The organism is Streptomyces sp. NPDC053069 (assembly GCF_044546895.1).
Lineage (GTDB): Bacteria > Actinomycetota > Actinomycetes > Streptomycetales > Streptomycetaceae > Streptomyces.
This window is the reverse complement of sequence record NZ_JBITZN010000009.1, coordinates 76,413-99,168: the sequence shown is the minus strand read 5'-3', so window position 1 is coordinate 99,168 and position 22,756 is coordinate 76,413. Positions and strand designations below refer to the sequence as shown.

Genomic DNA, 22,756 nt, shown 5'->3' with positions numbered 1-22,756 from the left:
ATGAGCCAGGCGGCACAGAACCTGAACTGGTTGATCACCAACTTCGTGGACAACACCCCGGGGGTGTCCCACACGGTGGTGGTCTCCGCCGACGGACTCCTTCTGGCGATGTCCGAAGGCTTCCCCCGCGACCGCGCCGACCAGCTCGCGGCCGTCGCCTCCGGTCTGACGTCTCTGACGGCAGGCGCCTCCCGCATCTTCGAGGGCGGCAGCGTGAACCAGACGGTTGTGGAGATGGAGCGGGGATTCCTCTTCATCATGTCCATCTCCGACGGTTCGTCGCTCGCCGTGCTGGCCCATCCGGAAGCGGACATCGGCCTCATCGGGTACGAGATGGCCCTTCTGGTGGACCGCGCGGGCACGGTCCTCACCCCGGATCTGCGTGCAGAACTCCAGGGAAGCCTTCTCAACTAGCAGGCGAACGGTGCGTATACGCGTCCCGGGGCCGTAAGGTTTCGGGACGCGGCTCCACACGGATGGGTGCCCGGCACAGTCGGAGGAGGAGAAGAGAGTGGCAACACCCCCAGGCGGTTCGAATTCGGGCAACTGGTCGTACGGCCCTGCCCAGGGCCGCGGCGACGGTTCGCAGAACCCGAACCGTTACAACTTCCCCTCCGCCCCTGGCCACCGGCAGCCGTACGCCCCGCAGGGCCCCGGCCCCTCGCCGTACGACCAGCCGCCGGCCCCGCGCATCCAGCCGGTGCAGCCGCAGCGCCGCCCCGAGCCGGCGCCCGCGACGGCGTCGAACAACCCCTTGGTGCGTCCGTACGCCATGACCGGCGGACGGACCCGCCCGCGCTACCAGCTCGCCATCGAGGCGCTGGTGCACACCACCGCCGCTCCGCACCAGATGCAGGGTCAGCTGCCCGAGCATCAGCGGATCTGCAACCTCTGCCGTGAGATCAAGTCGGTAGCCGAAATCTCCGCGCTCCTGACAATCCCCCTCGGCGTGGCCAGGATCCTCGTCGCCGACTTGGCGGAGGCGGGCCTGGTCGCCATCCATCAGCCCGGCGGCGACGAGAACGCCGGTGGCCAGCCAGACGTGACACTGCTCGAAAGGGTGCTCAGTGGACTTCGCAAGCTCTAGCGGCGGTCCTTCCCGCTCCACCACCTCCGCGAAGATCGTGGTGGCGGGCGGCTTCGGCGTGGGCAAGACCACGTTCGTCGGCGCCGTCTCGGAGATCAACCCGCTGCGCACAGAGGCCGTCATGACGTCCGCTTCGGCCGGCATCGACGACCTCACCCACACCGGAGACAAGACGACGACCACCGTCGCCATGGACTTCGGCCGTATCACCCTGGACCAGGACCTCATCCTGTACCTGTTCGGCACGCCCGGCCAGGACCGCTTCTGGTTCATGTGGGACGACCTGGTGCGCGGTGCGATCGGCGCGGTGGTGCTCGTGGACACCCGGCGCCTGGCCGACTGCTTCCCCGCGGTCGACTACTTCGAGAACTCCGGCCTGCCGTTCGTCATCGCCCTCAACGGCTTCGACGGCAACCAGCCGTACAACCCCGACGAGGTCCGCGAGGCCCTGCAGATCGGCCCCGACACCCCGATCATCACGACCGACGCCCGCCACCGCGCGGACGCCAAGTCGACGCTGATCACCCTGGTCGAGCACGCCCTGATGGCGCGCCTGCGGTAGCGCTGCCGCTCGGGGCAACCGACTCCGGCCTCTGTCTCTCTTCCTGGGGGACAGAGGCTTTTGTCGTTCCACGGGGATGTTCGTGAGCAAGTTTGTGGTGGGCGCCGTACTGGTCCTGCTGGGCGCCGTACCGGCGGTCCTGTTCCTGCTGCTGGTGGTGCTGGGGACGGTGGCCGCCTTTCCGGGCCTGATCGAGATCGACGGCCTGGGCGCGGTGTTCTGGGCGGTGCTGCTGGCCCTGCCGTGTGCCGCGCTGGCCTCGGCGGTGCTGTACCCCCTCCGGCTCGTGGGCCTGCGCAACCGCTATGTCCTGGGCTGGCTGTCCATGTTCCTGACGGCTGTCCTGGTCATGGCCTGGACACCCGGCCTGCACACGTCGTCACTGTGGCCGGCGGTGTGTCTGGCGACCCTGGAGATACCGCTGGGGTGGTGGCTGCACAAGCGGGACGAGCGGCGGCGCACCGGGTGAGAATGCCCCTCGTCGCATTGCGTTTTCGTGGAGGGGGCAGGCGATGAGCGGTGCCGAGACGGCGGCGTTACGGCTGGGGACGACCGTGGCGAAGGCCGCGGCCCAGACCTGGCTCGGGGGGAGGCGGCGGGAGCAGGAACGCCGGATGGACATGGCCGAGCTGATCCGGCTGCGGGTGTCCGGGCTCCGGTTCCAGCGGGGCGTACAGCGTCAGTTCGAGGAGATCGCGGACGCGGTGTACGACCGGCTGGCGCCTTTCCTGGAAAGGGAGTTCCCGGGGCTGGAGGAGAGCAGTCGGCAGGCCCTGATCGACGCGGTGTGCGACACGTTCACGGCGGCGGACCTGTCGGACGGGGCGATCCTGGCTGCGGACGCGAAACCGGCGCAGGTCGTACGGCGGGTGACGGGAGCGGTACGGCCACCGGTCGGCCTCAGTGAGGCGGAGTCCCGGCTGTACGAGCTGCTGTTCACAGAGTGCGTCGAGTATTACGTCCGCATCGTGCAGGGGTTGCCGGTCTTCGAGGAACGGGTGCTGAGCGAACTGCTGGCGCGTACGACGTCCTTGGGCACGGAGATCGCCCGGGTGCTGGAGCGGCTGCCCGACCGGTCGCTGTTCGCACCGGAGGGGACCGACCGGGACGGCGAATTCCGGCACCGTTACCTGGAGTTGGTCAGCACCAGCCTGGACGAGGTGGAGCTCTTCCGGCGGACGTCGGACCGGGCAGGGGCTCAAGTGCGGCTGTCGGTGGCGTACGTGAGTCTGCGCGCGACGGGTGACGACGGGAGCCGACGTCGCCCCGCCCGCTCGCTGCCCGTGCTCCGGCCCGGCATGAGCGACTGGGAGGAGCCCGGCGAGAGCGCCGGGATGCGGGTGGAAGCGGCCCTGGGCGGATCGACCCGGGTGCTGTTGCGGGGCGAGGCGGGCTCGGGCAAGACGACCCTGTTGCGCTGGCTGGCGATCACGGCGGCGCGGGGCGCCTTCACCGGCGAGCTGGCCGAATGGAACGGCCTGACACCGGTGTTCGTGAAGCTGCGCGAGTACAGCGGGCGCCCTCTGCCGATGCCGGAGGCGATGCTCGACTCGGTGGCCGGGCAGATCACCGGTGTGATGCCGAAGGCGTGGGTGGAACGCCAACTCGCCGACGGTAACGCCCTGCTGCTGATCGACGGCGTGGACGAGCTGCTGGACGGGGAGCGGCGGGGCGTACGGGAGTGGCTGCGCCGGTTGCTGGCCGCGTACGGCGACGTCCGGGTCGTCGTCACCTCGCGCCCTGCCGCAGCGGGGGCGGACTGGTTGCGGCGTGAACGGTTCACAGCCCTGCAACTCGACCGCATGTCGCCCCCGGACCTCACGACCTTCGTCCGGCAGTGGCATCAGGCGGTCCGGGAACTCGGCGACGAACTGCCCTGCGCGGTGGACGACCTGCCCCGCTACGAACAGTCGTTGCTGAGCAGCCTCAAGGACCGCCCGCATCTGCAGTCGCTGGCCGGTACCCCACTCCTCGCGGCAATGCTGTGCGCGATGCACCTGAACCAGGGCAGTCGGCTCCCGCGTGACCGGATGGAGTTGTACCGCAACGCCCTGCACGCTCTGGTCCATGAACGGGACGCGGACCGTAACGTGCCGAGCGCGGTGGACAGCCGGCTGAGTCTGAGCGACAAGCTGGTGCTGCTCCGAGACCTGGCGTGGAGGCTGTCCGACAACAACCGCAGTGATATCACGCTGGACCAGGCGGCGACGCACACGGCCAAAAAGCTCGCGGGGATGCGGCATCTGGAGGAGCAGAACGGGGCCAGGGTCCTGGAGCAGCTCCGGGACCGCTCGGGGATCCTCCGCTCCCCCGCCGAGGGCCGACTGGACTTCGTCCACCGGACCTTCCAGGAGTACCTGGCCGCCGAAGAGGCCACGCAGGAGGACCGCATCGGCAACCTCGTCGAGCGGGCCCATCTGGACCTGTGGCGCGAGACAATCATCATGACGGCGGGCCATGCAAACCGGCCGCAGCGGGAGGAGCTGCTGGGCGGCATCCTGAACCGGGCGCGGGAAGAAGTCCGGCACAGGCGGAAGCTACGGCTGCTGGCAGCGGCCTGCCAGGAGACGGTGCCGGAGGTCTCCGTCGGTCTCGCCGGACAGCTGGAGGAGGCCGTGTCCGCGCTACTGCCGGCACGCCGACAGACGGACCCGCCCGCGCTGGCCGCGGTCGGGCCGAGTCTGCTGCGGAGGTTGCCCCGGTCGCTGGGAGAACTGTCGTCCAAAGCGGCCGTACAGACGGTGCGGACCGTGGCGCTGATCGGCGGAGAGCAGGCCCTGGCGGTACTGGAGGGGTACGCACAGGACAGGCGTCGTGATGTGGTCGACGCGCTCATCGATGCCTGGGGGTACTTTGACGCGGACGCTTACGCCGATCGGGTGATGGGCGAGCTTCCGTTGGACAAGCACCGGGTGGACGTGACGCACTCGGCCCAGGTACGGGCCACGGTACGACTGCGGTCGCTGACCTCGCTGTGGATCAAGTTCGGTCTGCAGGACCTGTCTCTGCTCGGCGAACTCGCTCCGCTCCAGGAACTGACGTGCACCGTGCAGGGCACGGCTGACCTGTCCCTGCTGAAGGGGCATCCAGGGCTCAACGGCTTTCAGCTGCTCGGTGCTGCGTCGCTGCGCAGTCCCCACGTCTTGGCAGAACTGCCCGCACTGCGTCTGTTGCAGGTGCCGCTCACCACCGCGGACGGCATCAAGGGTCTCCCGGTCTTGCCGAAGCTCAACACGCTGGTCTGCTCGGGCGTTACAGCGGAGACCAGACTGGGGTTCCTGGGCTCGCTCAGCGGCGTCGAGAACCTGTACCTCGTCGGTGCTCGCCGCAACCCGCTACCCGGGCTGGCCGCCTTGTCCGAGCTGACCCGTCTGCGCAGTCTGAAGCTCTACTACTTCGACGCCCGCACTCTGCCCTGGCAACTGGCGCCGGTCTGCCAGCTCACTGGTGTCGGTTTACACAGCTGTCTCCTGCCCGACGGCCTTGAGGGCCTGCGGCCGTGGACCCGACTGAGGTGGCTGGAGCTCAGCAACTGCGAGACCCGCGAAGGACCCGTCTCCGGACTGGAGCTCCCGGGCGTCCACGTCACCGTCAGCTGAGCGCACCGCAGCCCCGCCTCCCGAAGGGAGAAGCGGGGCTGCGGTCACGCGCAAAGACTCAGTGCCAGCTGTGCGGCGCCCGGAATCCCGGCTCGCGCTCCAGGCGGCGCCAGCCGGCTTTGGCGCGGCCTCGGTGGGTCTTGACCGAAGGCGTCTGCGCGGCCGCGCGGGCCAGGAGGACGGCCGTGATGGCGGCGACCTCCTCGGGCTCGGCGTGGCCCTTCTCGACGCGGATGTCGGGAGTGCTCATGGGTGTCAGTCTCCGTGAGAGAGAGGTCCGCGGGGTTGCCGCGGCGGGTCCGCTCGGTTACTGCGGGGGGTTGCCGTGCTTGCGGGAGGGCAGGTCGGCATGCTTGGACTGCAGCATCGCCAGGGACTTCACCAGGACTTCGCGGGTCTCGGCCGGGTCGATGACGTCGTCCACCAGGCCGCGCTCGGCCGCGTAGTACGGGTGCATCAGCTCGGACTTGTACTCCTTGACCATGCGCGCCCGCATGGCCTCGGGGTCCTCCGCTCCGGCGATCTGGCGGCGGAAGATCACGTTGGCCGCGCCCTCGGCGCCCATGACGGCGATCTCGTTCGTCGGCCAGGCGTAGGTGAGGTCGGCACCGATCGACTGGGAGTCCATGACGATGTAGGCACCTCCGTACGCCTTGCGCAGGATCAGCGAGATCCTCGGCACGGTCGCGTTGCAGTAGGCGTACAGCAGCTTCGCGCCGTGACGGATGATTCCGCCGTGCTCCTGGTCGACACCGGGGAGGAACCCCGGCACGTCCAGGAAGGTGACGATCGGGATATTGAAAGCGTCACACATCTGGACAAAGCGCGCAGCTTTTTCACTCGCCTCGATGTCCAGGACGCCCGCCAGCACCTGCGGCTGGTTGGCGATGATGCCGACCACCTGGCCGTCCAGGCGGGCCAGCGCGCAGATGATGTTCCGCGCCCAGCGCTCGTGGACCTCCAGGTACTCGCCGTCGTCGACGATCTCCTCGATGACCTTGGCCATGTCGTACGGCCGGTTGCCGTCGGCCGGGACCAGGTCGAGCAGGACGTCGGACCGGCGGTCCACCGGGTCGCCCGACTCCGCCCGGGGCGGGTTCTCGCGGTTGTTCTGCGGCAGCAGCGACAGCAGGTACCGCACCTCGGCGATGCAGGTCTCCTCGTCGTCGTAGGCGAAGTGACAGACGCCCGAGGTCTCCGCGTGGACGTCGGCGCCGCCGAGGCCGTTCTGGGTGATCTCCTCGCCGGTGACCGCCTTGACCACGTCCGGGCCGGTGATGAACATCTGCGAGGTCTCGCGGACCATGAAGACGAAGTCGGTGAGGGCGGGGCTGTAGGCCGCGCCGCCCGCGCACGGGCCCAGCATCACCGAGATCTGCGGGATGACACCCGACGCCTTGGTGTTGCGCTGGAAGATGCCGCCGTAGCCGGCGAGCGCGCTGACGCCCTCCTGGATACGGGCGCCGGCGCCGTCGTTCAGCGACACCAGCGGCGCACCGGCCGCGATGGCCATGTCCATGATCTTGTGGATCTTCGTCGCATGGGCCTCGCCCAGCGCACCGCCGAAGATGCGGAAGTCGTGCGCGTAGACGAAGACCGTACGGCCCTCGACCGTGCCCCACCCGGTGATGACACCGTCGGTGTACGGCTTCTTGGCCTCCAGGCCGAAGCCGGTCGCGCGGTGCCGGCGCAGCTGCTCGACCTCCTGGAAGGACCCCGGGTCCAGGAGCAGTTCGATCCGCTCCCGTGCGGTCAGCTTGCCCTTGGCGTGCTGTGCCTCGGTCGCCTTCTCGCTCGGACCCGCCACAGCCTGGGCACGAATCTCGTGCAGCTCGGCGACCCGTCCGCGTGCGTCCGTCGGCTCGCCGGTCGGCTCACCCGTCGTCTCTTCCAAAACGGTCATGTAGCGACCTTACGAAGGATGCCAAGGAAAGCGAGCCGTCGACTCCGTACAGTCTCCGGCCCGTTTTCCTGGTACGAGTGAACAGAACCATGGGCGCGTGCAGCCTTTCCGACTGCTCACAGGGCATGGGTGTTGTAGGGAGAGCACAAAGACGAGACCCGAGAGGCGCCCCACATTCACTGGGCGCAGATGCCATCTCCAGAGTGACACGGACCCTCGGGCGGCGGTCCGCGAACACACAGCACGGATGAGGTTGAAAGTCGAACTAAATGGGTCTACCGTCGAAGGCGAGCGGTTTGTTCAACGTTCAACATCCCCTTCGATATCCCATTCCGACACTTCCTGGAGCACGACATGGGCTTCTTCAGCCGCAAGGACAGCACCCCCGCGACCACCGCCGCGCCGGCCGCCGCGGGCCCCGACCTCACCGCGCTGACCGGTGACTACGCGATCGACCCGACCCACACCACGATCGGTTTCGTCGCCCGGCATGCCATGGTCACCAACGTCAAGGGCAGCTTCCACGACGTCACCGGCACACTGCACCTGGACGGGGCGGACCCCAGCAGGTCCACCGCCACGCTCGACATCACGATGGACAGCATCGACACCGGCAACGCCGACCGCGACGGACACCTGAAGTCGTCCGACTTCTTCAAGACCGACGAGTTCCCGGTGATGTCCTTCCGCTCCACCAAGGCGGAGGCTCTGGGCGGCGACGACTACCGCATCACCGGCGACCTCTCCCTGCTCGGCGTGACCAAGCCGCTCACCATCGACCTGGAGTTCAACGGCTCCGCCCAGGACCCCTTCGGCAACGAGCGCGTCGGCTTCGAGGGCAAGGCCGAGATCCTGCGCTCCGAGTGGGGCCTGACCTGGAACGCGGCCCTGGAGACCGGCGGCGTCCTGGTCTCCGACAAGATCAAGCTGGTCTTCGACATCTCGGCCGTCAAGCAGGCGTGAGACGCGGGGAACGGGGAGCGCACCAGGGTTCCCCAGCGCCCCCCGGGTGCCCAGGACGGGCGGAGAAAAGGATGCGACGCTGGAGTGAGGGGCCCGCGAGTGGAGGGCCGAGCGCGTGCCGTCCGGTCCGGCCCCCTCTCCTTCGGCCTGGCGACGATGTCCCGCGTGCGGTCGGTCCGTGAGCCCGCCGGCGGGGGCACCACTCACCGAGCGTCGCCAGGCGGCCGTGTCGCGCCAACCTGGAAGGCAGGTGCCTCCCGTGCGCACCTCGACCCGTATCGCCGGTGCCCTCACCGGTCTGACCCTCACCCTCGGCGGTGCGGTCCTCGCCGCGCCCGCGGTCCGGGCGGACATCCCCGCCTGCACACAGATGGCCCAACTGGCCGGTGCCACCGATTCCGACGCCGTCACAGCGGCCTGCGGCCGTGGCGTGGTCGGTGACCTGCAAGGCTGTGTGACCGGGCTGACCGGGGCCGGAGTGGCGGGCGGCGCCGCGACCGGCGCCTGCCGAGCGGCGGCCCACGAACCGCGCTAGCGGTGCCCGGCCTCGTCTCGCGGGCCCCCTGCGGAGCGCCCATGCTGAGGAGGAGGGCGCCGTCGTCCTGAGACCTGTCCTTCCCGGAAGCCGAACGAAGGCGCCCGGGAGGAGGAAGTCATGCGCGTGCGAAGGATCCTGGGCCTCGCCCTGGCCGCGGTGACCCTTGCCGGCGTGAGCGCCGTCGGGGCTGTCAGCGCCGGGGCCGCGTCGTCCCCGAACATCTCCAGAGACGACTGCACGGCCGCCGGCGGACAGATCGTTTCACGCCCCTACGCCGGCGAGGCCTGCGCGCTCCCCGACGGGACGATGCCGGCGATCACCTGACCGGTCCGCGCGGCCGGGCAACGAGTGGAACTCACACCACACGACCTTGCCCGGGTTCCGCTCCCCCACCCCCCACTTGTCCGCCAACGCCGCGACGAGCAGCAGGCCCCGGCCGTGTTCCGCGTCCGGGGACGTCTCCGGGGTGCGGACCTCGCCCGGGCCGCTGTCGTGCACCTCCACGCGGTGGACGCCGTCGTCGTGCAGGGTCAGCCCGAGGAGGAAGCCGCGGCCGGCGGGGGCGCCGTGGACGAGGGCGTTGCCCTGCACCGCAGCAATGGCATGGTTCAAGTCCAGCTGCAGCAGCAACGAGGGCGGCGACTGCCTCGAAGTGGCCGCCTCCGCCTCCCCCGTCCACATCCGCGACTCCAAGATTCCCACCGGCCCCACCCTCACCCTCTCCCCCGCCACCTGGAGCGAGTTCCTTGACGGCATCGCCCGCTGAAACGGAATGGGTCCCCATCGCCTCGTACGAGAACGTGCCGGGGCAGCCGAACCCCGTGCGGAGCCTGCTCGGTCGACTGCGTGAGCGCGGTGTGGTCGGGGCCTCGCCGCCGGGCTGGTGGCATGCCGCCGGGGAGCGGTACGCCACCCGGCGGAAGATCGTCCGGCGTCACGCGAGGTGACCGCTCAGAAGCCGCCGCCGAAGTCCCCTCCCCCGTCGCCCCCGCCGTCGAAGCCGCCTCCGTCACCGAAGCCGCCGCCGAAGTCGCCGGGGTCGAAGTCGGTGCCGGAGACGTCGCCGCCCTCGTATCCGCCGCCGCCGAAGTCGCCGTACCCGGTGCCGTAGTCGGCGGCGTACGAGGGTGTGGCCATCATGCTGCCGAGCAGGGTGCCGACGAGGAGGCCCGGGAGGAGGCCGCCGCCGAAGTAACCGCCGGCCCAGGGGCCGTAGGCGGGGCCCGCGTCCCAGTAGGGGCGGCGGCCGTAGTCGGTGTCGACCTCGCGGATGACGGGGTCGCGGCCGTCGGCCAGGCGGGTGGCGTCGGCGGCGCAGACGGGGACCTGGCGCGGGGCGCCGCCGGGCGGGGTCCAGGTGGCGTCGGTGACCGAGGGGCCGTGCCGGGGGTCGAAGAAGCAGGGCGGGCGGCGCTCGGGCAGGGGGCGGCCCTCGCGGCGGGCGGCCAGCCGGGCCAGGGAGAAGCGGCCGTCCTCCAGGGCCTCGGTGACCGCGCGGACGTCCTCCGGGCGGCTCGCCTGCGCCATGCGTTGTTTGGCGGTGTCGTAGGCATCGAGGGCGTGCTCGTAGTCGGCGCGCATCGCGTCGTCGGCGCCGGGCTCGGCCGGCTGGAAGTCGAGGCGGTCCAGTTCCTCGCCGAAGGCGGTGATGTCCTCGTCCACCACCACCCGGAGACGGTCGAGGGCGGCCCGCTGTTCTTCCTCACGGCGTCGGCGGTTACGGCGGACCAGCGCGTACGCGCCCGCACCGCCCGCCACCACCACCGCGGCGACGCCGATCAGGACCGCGCCCGACGCACCGCCGCCTCCGCCGCCCGAGCCGCCCCAGCTCTTCGGGGCGTGGCCGCCCATGTTGGCCAGGGCTCGGTCGGTGAAGTCGGTGAGCTGGGTCTTGGCCGGCTCGCCCTGGACGCTCGTCACCAGGTTCTGCCGGGCCGTCGCAGACATGACCGAGGCGTCGGCGCGGGCGTCGAAGCGGTCGCCGAGGCGGATGCCGTACAGGCCGGTGATGCCGGTGGCCGTGCGGAGCCGGGAGAACAGGTTCGCCGTCGGGTAGTCGGCGGGGAGCACCGCGATGAACAGCGGTTTGTTCGCGTCCTTGATGCGTTTCGCGAGCGCGTCGGCGTCCGCCTTCGACAGCTGGGCGGAGGCGGCCGGATCGACGTAGACCGGGCCCTTGCGCAGGGCCTGGGCGATCGTGGAGACGCCGGTCTGCGCGCTCGCCGCGGGCGCGAACAGCGTCGCCATGATCAGGGCGAGGGCGGCCAGCAACAGTGCCGGGAGGCTTCGGGTCCGCAGGACGGCCTTCATGCTTCGAAGCTACCCGAAGCCTCCCATAACCGGACACAGGTGCGCCGTCACGCGGCCCGGTATGCCTCCGTCAGCTTCTCCACCGCCTTTCCGTACCGGCCGGTCAGCAGCAGGTGGTCGGCGTCGGCGAAGGGCCCCGACACCGCCTGCGTGAGGTGGCCGCCCGTCTTCTGCTGGACGAGCAGCCGGGCCCGGGTGACCAGCGCGCGTCCGGTCCGGTCGTCGCCGTGCCGCTCGGCCGCCGCGGCCCGGGCGGCGAGGTCGCGCAGGGTGGCCGTGCCGCCCTTCGGGACCGGGGTGAGGGTGGTCAGGCCCCAGCCGTAGGGGAACTGCGGGTCGTACGACGCATCGCCCACGTTGATCGGCAGCTGGTCCTCCGAGCGGGGCCAGGTGACCGGCAGCTGTCCGGTGAAGGGGCGCTTGCCGTAGAGGACGTCGGCGACGCCCTCGCCCTCGGTGCCGGGCAGCCAGGAGGCGACCAGGGCGTCGATCTCGTCCAGCCGGTCGCCGACGAGCTGCGGGCGTCCGGAGACGATCAGCACCGCGCACTTCATGGCCGCGCAGACCTTGTCGACGGCGGCCCGGTCGGCGGCGGAGAGCCGGAGATCGTGGCCGTTGCCGACGTCGCCGACGCCCTCGGCGTAAGGGGTCTCGCCGACGACGACCACGCCCACGTCGTAGCCGTCCGTCGGAGCGGAGGCGTCCTTCGAGTAGGTGACGTTCCCGCCCGCCCCGCGCAGGCCCTGGAGAACGGTCGTGCCGGGGACGGTGTTCCCGGAGGCGCCCTGCCAGGTGAGGGTCCAGCCGCCGGTCTGGTTGCCGATGTCGTCGGCGTTGGACCCGGCGACGTACACCTTCTCGCTCTTCTTCAGCGGCAGCAGCCCGCCCCCGTTCTTCAGCAGCACCTGCGACTCGGCGGCGGCCCGGCGGGCGACCTCCCGGTGGGCCCGGGAGCCGATGGCGGCGGCGCCGCTGGTGTCGGCGTACGGGTGCTCGAAGAGGCCGAGCTCGAACTTCTCGGTGAGGATGCGGGAGACGGCGTCGTCGATCCGCTTCTCGCTGATCCGTCCGGCCCTCACCTCGTCGGCGAGCGTGGTGCTGAAGTCCTTGTAGGAGTACGGCACCATCATCATGTCGACGCCCGCGTTCACGGCGGTGCGGACGTGGGTCGGGTAGTCGCCGGGCAGCTGGTCGATGGCGTTCCAGTCGCTGATGACGAAGCCGGCGAAGCCCATCCGGTCCTTGAGCACCCCGTTGATCATGTCGCCGCGGGCGTGCATCTTCACCGGGCCCCGGCCGTCTCCTGCGATGTCGAGGGAGGAGTACGACGGCATGACCGTGCCGATGCCCCGCTCCACGGCGGTACTGTACGGCGCCAGGTGGATGTCCTCCAGCTGCTGCCGGGTGACGGTGGTGACGCCCTGGTCGATCGTGTAGGTGCCGGTGGTGGAGGAGCCGTATGCGGTGCCGCCGTCGCCGGCGAAGTGCTTGGCGGTGGCGAGCACCTTGTCGTTCCGGCTCAGGTCGCGTCCGTCGGCGCGGCCCTGGAGGCCCTGGACGATGGTCTCCATGGACTGCACGAGGGCCGGGTCCTCGCCGAAGGACTCGTAGGCGCGCCCCCAGCGTTCGTCACGGCTCACGCACAGGCAGGGCGCGAAGTCCCAGGGGACGCCGGTGGCGCGGACCTCGGCGGCCGTCACCTCGCCCGTCCTTTCGGCGAGCTGGGGGTCCCGGGTGGCGCCGAGACCGATGTTGTGCGGCATGATCGTGGCGCCGGTCAGGTTGTTGTGGCCGTGGACCGCGTCGACGCCGTAGATCAGCGGGACCTGGAAGCGTGTCGCCCGGGCCCGGAGCTGGAAGCCGTCGATCATCCGGGCCCAGGCCTCGGGGGTGTTGGGCGTGGGTGTGGAGCCGCCGCCGGAGAGCAGCGAGCCGAGGGCGTACGTCGCGATGTCGCCACCGCCGCCGACGGCCCCGCGCTCGGCCTGTGTCATCTGCCCGGCCTTCTCCTCCAGGGACATCCGGGAGAGCAGATCGGCGACGCGCTTGCGCACGGGCAACGTGGCGTCCAGGTACGGCAGTCCGTGCGCGTCGATGACGATCTGCGGGGTCTCGGCGGGGGCTTCGGCGCCGGTGACCGTGAGCTTCAGCGGGACGGTCTCGGCGGGTTCGGCGGCCCGGTCCCTGCGGGTGGACACCTCGATGGTCCGTGCCGTGCCCGAGGCGGTGCCGGCCGGGAAGGTGAGGGTGCCGGAGACCGGGGTGTAGTCCTGGCCGGCGGTGGCGGTGCCGCCCTGTGTGGTGTACGCGACCGTCACGGGGGCGTCGACGGGTCGGTCGCCGGTCGTGGTCAGGGTGACCTTCACCTGGGCGGTGCCGCCCTCCTCGACCGGGTGGACGGGCGCGTCGGTGCCGACAAAGGCGCGCAGCGACTGGTCGGCCCTGCCGTACACCTCCACCTCGTCCATGGCGAAGTCGCCCTTGGTGCCGGGCGGGAGTGTGACGGCGTACCCCCACATACGGGTCAGGCCGAGCACGTGGTCGATGCCGCCGACGGGCTGGTAGTCGGTGCGGTACTGGAAATCGGTGAAGGGGATCTCGATCCGCTTCCAGCCGGTGAAGTCGTCGGTGAAAGAGGTCGTCCAGAGTTCCGAGGCCTCGCCGTTCGCGCCGCCGTCCTTGATCTCGAAGGCGATCTTCCTGCCGTTGCCGTGGCCGTCCCACCAGAAGCGGATGCCCTGGTACGGGGACCAGTCGTGGGCGGGCCGGTCGGCGGCGAAGTCGTGCGTGAAGCCGCCGTAGCCGCTGATGTCGTAGGTGCCGGTGAGGACCTTGGCGCCTTCGGGGGCGTCGGCGCGGTCGGTGAGGTGGAGGGCGGGCGGGTCGTCGGCGTCGCTCCCCCAGGTGAAGATGCCGTCGGCGGGCTGGGAGGCGAAGGGGACTTCGCCCTCGAAGCGGTCGACGGGGACCGGGGCGGGGTCGTCGGCGGCGTGGGCGACGGCGGACAGGGGCAACAGGGCGGCGAGCAAGGCCCCGGAGACGAGCAGGGCGGTTCTCGGCATAGACCTTCCCTCGGCTCTCGCGGTTCACTCATGGCTTAGATCACGCCGTGAGTTAACTAAGGGCCCACAGAGCCGTCAAGACGCCACGTCAGACATCCCGTGGCCGAAAAAGGCGGTCGCCGTGCTGCGCTTCCGGGCTCCGCGGCCCATGGTAGGGCTATGACCACACCGCAGGATCTGTTCCTCGTCAGTCTCGACGTGCCCGGCGAGCAGCCCGTCGAGCAGGGTGATCTGTCGCTGGCGCTCGCGGGGGCCGAGCTGATCGATCTGCTCGGCGCGCGGGCTCTCGTCCTGGACGGTGAGCGCATCGTGCCCGGTCCGGTGCTGACCACGGGGGACCGGATGCTGGACGAGGCCGGGGCGGCGCTGGTGCGCGGGGAGCCGTACGAGACGGTCGAGGACTGGCTGTGGCGCCGGGGGGAGGGGCTGGCCGTGGCCTATCGCGACGTGCTGGAGTCCGAGGGGCAGCTCACCGGGAAACGCCGGCGCCGGCTCGCACTGCGCGACCGGGACGACCCGCAGGCCGACACCCCTGCCCGCCGGCACGCGGCCGACCGGTGGTGGTCCCACGAACCCGTCCTGGCCGGGCTCGCCTCCACCCTGGGCATCCAGGGCGGGCGCCCGCCCGAGGAGGAGCCCGGCGACGAGGCGGTCGTCGCCGTCCTGGTGGCGGTCGGCGACGCGGTGACCGAGCTGGAGGCCGTGCGTGAACGGCGCCGCATCGAGAACGTGGCCTTCGACAACATCTGGCGGGCGCCCTGAGCCTCGGAAGAAGAGGGGCTGGACCTCAAGAACGGTGGAGCCTCGGAAGACCGGCTGAGCCCCACAAGGCACCGGTTGAGCCTCAGAAGACCGGCTGGCCGATGCCCATCAGGTTGCCCTCGCTGTCCCGGAACCAGGCGGCCCGCTCCCCGCGCGCACCCTTGCTCGGGTAGTTGCCCTCGATCTCGGCGATGCCGTCCCGGGTGCGGAAGCCGGGCGCGTCCACGTCCTCGAACACGACCCCGCGCCGCCGCAGCTCCGCCACGACCGCCTCCAGGTCGTCCACCTCGAAGGCCATCTGGGTGAAGGTGCCGGGCGCGGCTCCGGTGGAACGGAACACCACGAAGTCGATCCCGCCGCACCGGTACAGCAGCCCGCCGGGGCGTTCGTCGACGGGTTCGAGGCCGAGCTTGTCGGCGTAGAAGCGCCGGGCCCGCTCCAGGTCCCCGGCGGGCAGCCGGGTGGCCACGCGGGCCCGGGACAGCACATCGGCGTTGTCTGCGGTCATGCCTCCACTGTGACTACTCCGCCGGCTCCACGCCCGCCCGCAGCAGCCCGTACGTGTACGCGTCCTCCAGGGCCTGCCAGGAGGCGGCGATGACGTTCTCGCCCACGCCGACCGTGGACCACTCGCCGGAGCCGTCCGAGGTGGAGATCAGCACACGGGTCGTGGAGGAGGTGCCGTGCTTGCCCTCCAGGATGCGGACCTTGTAGTCGACCAGGTCCAGCTTGGCGAGCTGCGGATAGATCTTCTCCAGGGCCACGCGCAGCGCGCGGTCGAGGGCGTTGACGGGGCCGTTGCCCTCCGCCGTGGCGACGATCCGCTCGCTCTTGGCCCACAGCTTCACCGTGGCCTCGTTGGCGTGGGTGCCGTCGGGGCGGTCCTCGACGATGGCCCGCCAGGACTCCACGTCGAAGTACTTCAGCGGGCGGCCCTCGACCTCGGCCCGCAGCAGCAGCTCGAAGCTCGCGTCCGCCGCCTCGTAGGTGTAGCCCTTGAGCTCGCGCTCCTTCACGCGCTCGACCACCCGGCCGACCAGCGCCCGGTCGCCGCCCAGGTCGATGCCGAGCTCCTTGCCCTTCAGCTCGATCGAGGCGCGGCCGGCCATGTCGGAGACCAGCATGCGCATGGTGTTGCCGACCAGCTCGGGGTCGATGTGCTGGTACAGGTCCGGATCGACCTTGATCGCGGAGGCGTGCAGGCCGGCCTTGTGGGCGAAGGCGGAGACCCCGACGTACGGCTGGTGGGTGGACGGCGTGAGGTTGACGACCTCGGCGATGGCGTGCGAGATCCGGGTGGTCTCGCGGAGCTTGCCGTCGGGCAGCACCTTCTTGCCGTACTTCAGCTCCAGGGCGGCGACGACCGGGAAGAGGTTGGCGTTGCCGACGCGCTCGCCGTAGCCGTTGGCCGTGCACTGCACGTGGGTGGCGCCCGCGTCGACGGCGGCGAGGGTGTTGGCGACCGCGCAGCCGGTGTCGTCCTGGGCGTGGATGCCGAGCCGGGCGCCGGTGTCGGCGAGGACGGTGGAGACGACGGCGTGGATCTGGGCGGGGAGCATGCCGCCGTTGGTGTCGCAGAGGATGACGACGTCGGCGCCGGCCTCGGCGGCCGCACGGACGACGGCCTTGGCGTACTCGGGGTTGGCGCGGTAGCCGTCGAAGAAGTGCTCGCAGTCCACGAACACCCGGCGGCCCTGGTCCTTCAGGTACGACACGGTGTCGCGGACCATGTCCAGGTTCTCGTCCAGGGTGGTGCGCAGCGCCAGCTCCACGTGCCGGTCGTGCGACTTGGCGACCAGGGTGATCACCGGGGCGCCGGACTCCAGCAGGGCCTTGACCTGCGGGTCGTCGGCGGCTTTGGCGCCGGCGCGGCGGGTGGCGCCGAAGGCGACCAGCTGGGCGTGCTTGAAGTCGATCTCCGCCTGTGCCCGGGCGAAGAACTCGGTGTCGCGCGGGTTCGCGCCGGGCCAGCCGCCCTCGATGAAGCCCACGCCGAAGTCGTCCAGGTGCCGTGCGATGGCGAGCTTGTCCGCGACGGTGAGGTTGATGCCCTCGCGCTGCGCGCCGTCGCGCAGCGTGGTGTCGAAGACGTGGAACGAGTCGTCGAGCTCGCTGGTTGCCGTCTCGGTCATGGTCTCAAGGCTCCTGTTGTGAATCTTCGGTCTTACCGGAATGACCGGCTCCACCGTCCCCCCAATGGTCCCTCGCGCTGCGCTCCCGGCTGAAGGTGGGCCGGAAAACGAAAAAACCCCTCGCGGGTGCGAGAGGTCTGCGCGCGGGTCGAGGACGACGGTGGCCACCCGCACCTGGTCGTACGAGGTGGTCACTGCGGACCGGCGCGCCTGCTGCCCATAATCATGGCGAGCGAGAGCACGGGGGCAGTCTGGCACAGCACCGCCCCCGGCTCACCGAGCGTCTCAGGATGCGGTCGTCAGACTGGAATCCGCACGGTCCCTCGCCCGGGCGAGGTCGAGGTCCTTGGTCTCGCGCATGGTGACGTACACCACCAGCGACACGGCGGCGCAACCCGCCACGTACCAGTAGAAGCCGGACTCGATCCCGGCCTTCTTGAACCACAGGGCGATGTATTCCGCGGTGCCGCCGAAGAGGGCGTTGGCGACGGCGTACGGCAGGGCCACGCCGAGTGCGCGGACACCGGTCGGGAACAGCTCGGCCTTCACACAGGCGTTGATCGAGGTGTAGCCGGTGACGACGACCAGTGCGAGCAGGGCCAGCCCGAGGGCCGGCCAGAAGCTGCCCGCGTGCTTGAGCAGGGTCATGATCGGCACGGTGAGGAGGGTGGAGCCGACCGCGAAGGTGATCAGCAGCGGGCGCCGGCCGATCCGGTCGGAGAGGGCGCCGGCGAGGGGCTGGAGCGCGGCGAAGACGATCAGCGCGGTGAAGGAGACCAGCGTGGCGGTCTGCTTGGACAGTCCGGCGGAGTTGGAGAGGTACTTGGTCAGATAGGTGGTGTACGTGTAGTAGGCGACCGTGCCGCCCATGGTGAGGGCGATGACCAGGAACGCCTCCCGCTTGTGCGCCCACAGCGCGCGCAGCGTGCCGCGCTCCTCGGCACCCGAGTCGTCCGCCTCGTACACCTCGGTCTCCAGCATGCTGCGCCGCAGATAGAAGATGACGGCGGCGCCGAGCGCACCGACGACGAACGGGATGCGCCAGCCGTAGCTGTGCAGGGCGCTGTCGGACATGGTCCGCTGCAGGACGATCTGCAGGCCGAGGCCGACGATCTGGCCGGCGGTCATGGACACGTACTGGAAGCTGGAGGCGAATCCGCGCCGCTTCGGGTCCGAGGCCTCCGTCAGATAGGTGGCGCTGGCCGCGTACTCGCCGCCCACCGACAGGCCCTGCAGCAGGCGGGCGACGAGCAGCACGAACGCGCCCCCGTAGCCGGCGACCGCGTAGGTGGGGGCGACGGCGATGAGGATCGCCGACGCCGACATCAGCGTGACGGTCAGCGTCAGCGCCGCCTTGCGGCCCTTGCGGTCGCCGACCCTGCCGAGCAGCCAGCCGCCCACGGGCCGCATGAAGAATCCGACGGCGAAGATGCCGGCGGTGTTCATGAGTTGGGCGGTGGGGTTGCCGCTCGGGAAGAACGCGCCGGCGAAGTAGGTGGCGAAGCTCGCGTACACGAACCAGTCGAACCACTCGACCATGTTGCCCGCCGAACCGACCCAGATCTTCTTCCAGTGTTGTCGTCCCATGGGCCGTTACTTGCCCGGCGACGGAGGAAAGGATTCCTTTACCCGGCGGGCATCAACAGGGAGTCGGCGATGAAATCCCGTACGTGCGCCAGCACTTGGTCACGGTCGGTGCCGCGCAGCCCGATGGCGACATGGATGGAGAACCCGTCGAGCAGCGCACGCAACCGCGCCGCGAAGCGGTCCGCGTCCACCCGCCGGAACTCTCCCCGCGAGATCCCCTCGGCGATCAGCGCGACCAGGTCGCGGTGCCAGGCGCCCTCGATCGCGGCCTGCCGGGCACGCGCGTCGTCGTCGGCGTTCTGCGAACGGTTCCAGACCTCCAGCCACAGGGTCCAGTGCGGGTCCCGGTGGCCGTCGGGGACGTACAGGTCGACGTAGGCGGACAGGCGCTCCCGGGCGGTTGCGGGGCCGGTGAGGAGGCGGCCCCGTGCCGCGCCCAGCCGGCCCTCGCTCCACTCCAGGGTCTGCAGCAGCAGCTCGTCCTTGGAGCGGAAGTAGTACAGGAGATGGCCGCTGCTCATCCCGACCTCACGGCCGAGGGCCGCCATGGTGAGCTTCTCCAGACCGCGCTCGGCGATCATGTCCATCGCGGCGGCGAGAACCTCCTCGCGCGGCGGCGCGTTCTTCCGCGCCCGCGCCGCACCGGCCATCCCTGACTCTCCTCCGTGCTCAGACCTTCGGCTGCTGCTGGGTGATGCAGTGGATGCCGCCCCCACCCGCAAAGATCGTACGCGCGTCCACCAGGGTGACCGTCCGCTCGGGGAACAGGCGGCGGAAGATCCCGGCCGCGATCTCGTCGCGCGGGTCGTCGAAGCCGCACAGCACGACGCCGCCGTTGCAGATGTAGTGGTTGATGTAGGAGTAGTCGGCCCAGTGGCCGTCGGCCTCCAGGACGGTCGGGGCGGGGACCTCGACGACCTCCAGGCGGCGGCCGCGCGCGTCGGTCGCCGACTTCAGGAGGCCGATGACCTCCTTGGTGACCTCGTGGTCGGGGTGGGCGGGGTCCGGCTGGTGGTGGGCGACCACCACGCCGGGGCGGGCGAAAGCGGCGACGATGTCCACGTGGCCGAGGGTGCCGAAGCCGTACGGCGGATAGTCACCCGTCAGACCGCGCGGCAGCCAGATCGCCTTGCTGGTGCCGAGGTGGGCGTGGATCTCCGCCTCGACCTGTTCCTTCGTCCAGTGCGGGTTGCGCTCGGGCCCCAGCTGGACCGTCTCCGTCAGCAGGACCGTGCCCTCGCCGTCGACGTGGATCGCGCCGCCCTCGTTGACCAGCTTCGAGGCGTACGTCTTGGCGCCCGCGAGATCGGAGACATACGCGGCGATCTTGGAGTCGTGCTCCCAGCGGGCCCAGTCCTGTGCGCCCCAGCCGTTGAACGTCCAGTCCACGGCGGCCAGTTCGCCCTTGCCGTTGGTGAGGAAGGTGGGCCCGATGTCCCGCATCCAGGCGTCGTCCAGGTCCCGCTCGACGGTGTCGATGTCCGGGCCGAGCAGCGCCTGCGCCTCGGCCGACTGGCCGGAACCGCAGACCACGGTCACGGGCTCGAAGCGGCGGATCGCGCGGGCCACCGAGGCCCAGGCGGCGCGGGAGGCGGCCAGGTCGTCCGGGTCGTCGAAGGTGGGGTTGGGGCCCGGCCACGCCATCCAGGTGCGCTCGTGCGGGGTCCACTCGGCGGGCATGCGGAAGCCGTCGGCGGCAGCAGACATGGTGATCCTTAGAGGAAGTACAGGCGGTTGAGGGAGACGGAGTCGGCGGGCTCGGAGCGCAGCGGGTCGCCGTCGAGGGTGACCAGACCGGTGCGCCGGTCGACGTCGACGGCTCCGATACGGGCGTTCAGCCGCAGGTCGGCGGGGCCGATGCCCCGGGTGCCGCGCACGGCGACCCGGCGCCGCCGGGTGGGCATCGTGTCGCCCCCCTGGTCGACGGCCGCCTGGGCGACGAACGCGACGGAGATGTCGGCGGCCGTTGCGCCGTACGAGCCGAACTGCGGGCCCAGCACCAGGGGTTCGCAGGTGTCGGTGGCCGCGTTGGGGTCGCCGACCACGCCGTAGGCCGGGAAGCCGGACTTGAGGACGAGCTGCGGCTTGGCGCCGAAGTACTCGGGCCGCCACAGCACGATGTCGGCGAGCTTGCCGACCTCGATCGAGCCGACCTCGTGCGAAAGGCCGTGGGCGATGGCCGGGTTGATGGTCAGCTTGGCCAGGTAGCGCAGGACGCGGGCGTTGTCGTCGCCCTCGCCGTCGCCCTCCAGCGGGCCCAGCTCGGCCTTCATCTTGCCGGCCATGGCGAACGTACGGCGGACCGTCTCGCCGGCGCGGCCCATGCCCTGGGCGTCGGAGGAGGTGATGCCGATCGCGCCCAGGTCGTGCAGCACGTCCTCGGCGCCCATCGTGCCGGCCCGGATGCGGTCGCGGGCCATGGCGGCGTCGCCGGGCAGGTCGGGCTTGAGGTCGTGGACGGAGACGATCATGCCGTAGTGCTCGGCGACCGCGTCCCGGCCGAAGGGCAGGGTCGGGTTGGTGGAGGAGCCGATGACGTTCGGGACGCCGGCCATCTTGAGCACGTTGGGCACATGTCCGCCGCCGCAGCCCTCGATGTGGAAGGCGTGGATGGTGCGGCCCTCCAGCACCTTCAGGGTGTCCTCGACCGACAGGCACTCGTTCAGGCCGTCGCTGTGCAGGGCGACCTGGACGTCGTGCTCCTCGGCGACCCGCAGCGCGGTGTCCAGTGCGCGGGTGTGGGCGCCCATGTCCTCGTGCACCTTGAAGCCGGAGGCGCCCCCTTCGGCCAGCGCCTCGATCAGGGGCGCGTCCTGGGAAGACGAACCCCGGCCCAGGAAGCCGATGTTGACCGGCCAGGCGTCGAAGGCGTTGAAGGCGTGGCGCAGCGCCCAGGGCGAGTTGACGCCGACGCCCCACACCGGGCCGAACTCCTGCCCGATGATCGTGGTGACGCCGGAGGCGAGGGAGGCCTCCATGATGCGCGGCGACAGCAGATGGACGTGCGTGTCGACGGCCCCCGCGGTGGCGATGAGCCCCTCGCCGGACACGATGGAGGTGCCGGTGCCGACGACCACGTCGACGCCGTCGAGGGTGTCGGGGTTGCCGGCGCGTCCGATGGCGCAGATCCGGCCTTCCCGGATGCCGATGGAGACCTTCCGGATGCCCTGCGCCGCGTCGATCACGACGACGTTGCTGATCACGACGTCACAGGTCGCGCGGACGGCGGCGGCCTTGAGGTGCAGTCCGTCACGGGCGGTCTTGCCGAAGCCGGCCAGGAACTCGTCGCCGTAGCGCTGGGAGTCGGACTCGACGCGGACGGTCAGGCCCGAGTCGCCGAGGCGGATGCGGTCTCCGGCGCGGGGCCCGTGGGTGGCTGCGTAGGCGTGCGGGTCGATGTGGATCGCCCGGCTCACCTCTCGTCCCTTCGAGCGGCTCATCGCTTCTCGCCTCCGTCCGTCGTCACTCCGAGGTATCCACATGCGGCGGCCCTGCGCAGGGCCTCGTCCTTCGCGCCGGGCGCGTCCAGCGGCCCGTCGACCAGTCCGGCGAAGCCGATCGCGATCCGGTCGCCGCCGATGGGGACGAGACCGACCTCCTCGCTCTCGCCCGGCCCGAACCGCACGGACGAGCCGGCGGGTACGGCGAGCCGCATGCCGTAGGCGGCGGCGCGGTCGAAGTCCAGGCGCGGGTTGGCCTCGAAGAAGTGGAAGTGGGAGGTGACGGAGACCGGCACGGTCGCGGTGTTGGTGACCGTGAGCCGGACGGCCGGCGCGGGGTCGGCGTGCTGGGGTCCGGGCAGCAGCGCGCCCGGCGCCCGCTCGCCGAGACCGCCGCCGATGGGGTCGGAGACCACCGCGAGCCGGGAGCCGTCGTCGAAGACGGCCTCGACCATCACCTCGGTGACGACGTCGGCGACGCCCGGCAGCACGTCCTCGGGCCCGAGCACGGACCGGGCCGCCTCGATGGCCTCGGCGAGCCGCCTGCCGTCCCGGGCCGCCTCGCAGACGGTGTCCGCGATCAGCGCGGTCGCCTCCGGCACGTTCAGCCTGAGGCCGCGCGCCCGGCGGGCCCGGGCGAGCTCGGCGGCTCCGAAGAGCAGCAGCCGGTCACGTTCCGTGGGAGTGAGTCTCACGTCGCGGCACCTCCTTGCCATCACCAGATTAGAGCACCACTCTAAACACAGACTTCTTGAAACAGAAGCATTGACTGACGGCGAGGCTTCACGGACATTGAACGTCGCTCTAACTC

General features: G+C 70.7%; 21 protein-coding genes. 9 read left to right on the top strand and 12 right to left on the bottom strand.

The genetic code is table 11. From position 1 onward, the window contains the following. The 5 genes from ACIGXP_RS22120 (at nt 1) to ACIGXP_RS22100 (ending at nt 5,248) form a co-directional block, all read left to right on the top strand. Nucleotides 1-414, top strand: a complete 414-nt coding sequence (locus ACIGXP_RS22120) for a roadblock/LC7 domain-containing protein (protein ID WP_004983065.1) — start codon at nt 1-3, stop codon at nt 412-414. A gap of 97 nt (nt 415-511) precedes the next feature. Next, nucleotides 512-1,087: a DUF742 domain-containing protein gene (locus ACIGXP_RS22115; RefSeq protein ID WP_351240156.1), complete on the top strand. Its 576-nt coding sequence runs from the start codon at nt 512-514 to the stop codon at nt 1,085-1,087. Next, nucleotides 1,068-1,649, top strand: a complete 582-nt coding sequence (locus tag ACIGXP_RS22110; protein WP_031224757.1) for an ATP/GTP-binding protein — start codon at nt 1,068-1,070, stop codon at nt 1,647-1,649. The genes ACIGXP_RS22115 and ACIGXP_RS22110 overlap by 20 nt, the downstream gene beginning before the upstream one ends. Nucleotides 1,650-1,731: 82 nt before the next feature. After that, nucleotides 1,732-2,118, top strand: a complete 387-nt coding sequence (locus ACIGXP_RS22105; RefSeq protein WP_399770703.1) for a hypothetical protein — start codon at nt 1,732-1,734, stop codon at nt 2,116-2,118. Nucleotides 2,119-2,161: 43 nt separating this feature from the next. Beyond that, nucleotides 2,162-5,248 carry an NACHT domain-containing protein gene (locus ACIGXP_RS22100; RefSeq protein WP_399770700.1) on the top strand — a complete coding sequence of 1,029 codons (3,087 nt, stop codon included), beginning with the start codon at nt 2,162-2,164 and terminating at the stop codon, nt 5,246-5,248. 58 nt (nt 5,249-5,306) lie between these two features. On the opposite strand, the gene ACIGXP_RS22095 is transcribed toward ACIGXP_RS22100, so the two are convergent. Both ACIGXP_RS22095 and ACIGXP_RS22090 read right to left on the bottom strand, forming a co-directional pair. After that, complete coding sequence (locus ACIGXP_RS22095) at nt 5,307-5,498, bottom strand: acyl-CoA carboxylase subunit epsilon (RefSeq protein ID WP_363218427.1); 192 nt, start codon at nt 5,496-5,498, stop codon at nt 5,307-5,309. 57 nt (nt 5,499-5,555) lie between these two features. Further along, on the bottom strand, nt 5,556-7,151 hold the full coding sequence (locus ACIGXP_RS22090) for an acyl-CoA carboxylase subunit beta (RefSeq protein WP_399770696.1): 1,596 nt from the start codon (nt 7,149-7,151) through the stop codon (nt 5,556-5,558). Nucleotides 7,152-7,505: 354 nt separating this feature from the next. Here ACIGXP_RS22090 and ACIGXP_RS22085 point away from each other — a divergent pair, with 354 nt between their 5' ends. Both ACIGXP_RS22085 and ACIGXP_RS22080 read left to right on the top strand, forming a co-directional pair. Next, entirely contained in the window at nt 7,506-8,114 is a 609-nt protein-coding gene (locus ACIGXP_RS22085; RefSeq protein ID WP_399770694.1) for a YceI family protein, read from the top strand. Between the two features lie 259 nt (nt 8,115-8,373). Then, a complete protein-coding gene (locus ACIGXP_RS22080; protein ID WP_363218424.1) occupies nt 8,374-8,649 on the top strand; it encodes a hypothetical protein in 276 nt (91 codons plus the stop codon). A 264-nt stretch (nt 8,650-8,913) separates the two neighbouring features. Here the strand turns inward: ACIGXP_RS22080 and ACIGXP_RS22075 are convergent, their stop codons facing one another. Further along, nucleotides 8,914-9,243 (bottom strand): ATP-binding protein, encoded by a 330-nt coding sequence (locus tag ACIGXP_RS22075; RefSeq protein ID WP_399770691.1) that lies wholly within the window; start codon nt 9,241-9,243, stop codon nt 8,914-8,916. A gap of 7 nt (nt 9,244-9,250) precedes the next feature. On the opposite strand from ACIGXP_RS22075, the gene ACIGXP_RS22070 reads away from it, so the two are divergent. Further along, nucleotides 9,251-9,418 (top strand): DUF397 domain-containing protein, encoded by a 168-nt coding sequence (locus ACIGXP_RS22070; RefSeq protein WP_399770688.1) that lies wholly within the window; start codon nt 9,251-9,253, stop codon nt 9,416-9,418. 185 nt (nt 9,419-9,603) lie between these two features. Here the strand turns inward: ACIGXP_RS22070 and ACIGXP_RS22065 are convergent, their stop codons facing one another. Further along, nucleotides 9,604-10,962, bottom strand: coding sequence for a hypothetical protein (locus ACIGXP_RS22065; RefSeq protein WP_399770686.1), 1,359 nt, complete (start codon nt 10,960-10,962; stop codon nt 9,604-9,606). A gap of 47 nt (nt 10,963-11,009) precedes the next feature. Then, on the bottom strand, nt 11,010-14,024 hold the full coding sequence (locus ACIGXP_RS22060) for a glycoside hydrolase family 3 protein (RefSeq protein WP_399770683.1): 3,015 nt from the start codon (nt 14,022-14,024) through the stop codon (nt 11,010-11,012). Nucleotides 14,025-14,183: 159 nt separating this feature from the next. On the opposite strand from ACIGXP_RS22060, the gene ACIGXP_RS22055 reads away from it, so the two are divergent. Next, nucleotides 14,184-14,786 (top strand): GPP34 family phosphoprotein, encoded by a 603-nt coding sequence (locus ACIGXP_RS22055; protein ID WP_399770680.1) that lies wholly within the window; start codon nt 14,184-14,186, stop codon nt 14,784-14,786. Between the two features lie 82 nt (nt 14,787-14,868). On the opposite strand, the gene ACIGXP_RS22050 is transcribed toward ACIGXP_RS22055, so the two are convergent. The 7 genes from ACIGXP_RS22050 to ureA form a co-directional block, all read right to left on the bottom strand. Continuing rightward, on the bottom strand, nt 14,869-15,294 hold the full coding sequence (locus ACIGXP_RS22050; protein WP_399770677.1) for a VOC family protein: 426 nt from the start codon (nt 15,292-15,294) through the stop codon (nt 14,869-14,871). Between the two features lie 13 nt (nt 15,295-15,307). Beyond that, nucleotides 15,308-16,918, bottom strand: a complete 1,611-nt coding sequence (cimA, locus tag ACIGXP_RS22045) for a citramalate synthase (protein WP_363218416.1) — start codon at nt 16,916-16,918, stop codon at nt 15,308-15,310. 285 nt (nt 16,919-17,203) lie between these two features. Beyond that, nucleotides 17,204-18,505, bottom strand: coding sequence for an MFS transporter (locus tag ACIGXP_RS22040; protein WP_363218415.1), 1,302 nt, complete (start codon nt 18,503-18,505; stop codon nt 17,204-17,206). A gap of 38 nt (nt 18,506-18,543) precedes the next feature. Then, nucleotides 18,544-19,155, bottom strand: coding sequence for a TetR/AcrR family transcriptional regulator (locus ACIGXP_RS22035; RefSeq protein ID WP_399770675.1), 612 nt, complete (start codon nt 19,153-19,155; stop codon nt 18,544-18,546). 19 nt (nt 19,156-19,174) lie between these two features. Beyond that, nucleotides 19,175-20,212 carry an agmatine/peptidylarginine deiminase gene (locus tag ACIGXP_RS22030; RefSeq protein ID WP_399770673.1) on the bottom strand — a complete coding sequence of 346 codons (1,038 nt, stop codon included), beginning with the start codon at nt 20,210-20,212 and terminating at the stop codon, nt 19,175-19,177. Nucleotides 20,213-20,220: 8 nt separating this feature from the next. Further along, nucleotides 20,221-21,945: an urease subunit alpha gene (locus ACIGXP_RS22025; RefSeq protein ID WP_399770671.1), complete on the bottom strand. Its 1,725-nt coding sequence runs from the start codon at nt 21,943-21,945 to the stop codon at nt 20,221-20,223. Then, complete coding sequence (ureA, locus tag ACIGXP_RS22020) at nt 21,942-22,640, bottom strand: urease subunit gamma (RefSeq protein ID WP_399770668.1); 699 nt, start codon at nt 22,638-22,640, stop codon at nt 21,942-21,944. The genes ACIGXP_RS22025 and ureA overlap by 4 nt, the downstream gene beginning before the upstream one ends. Nucleotides 22,641-22,756 lie beyond the last annotated feature (116 nt).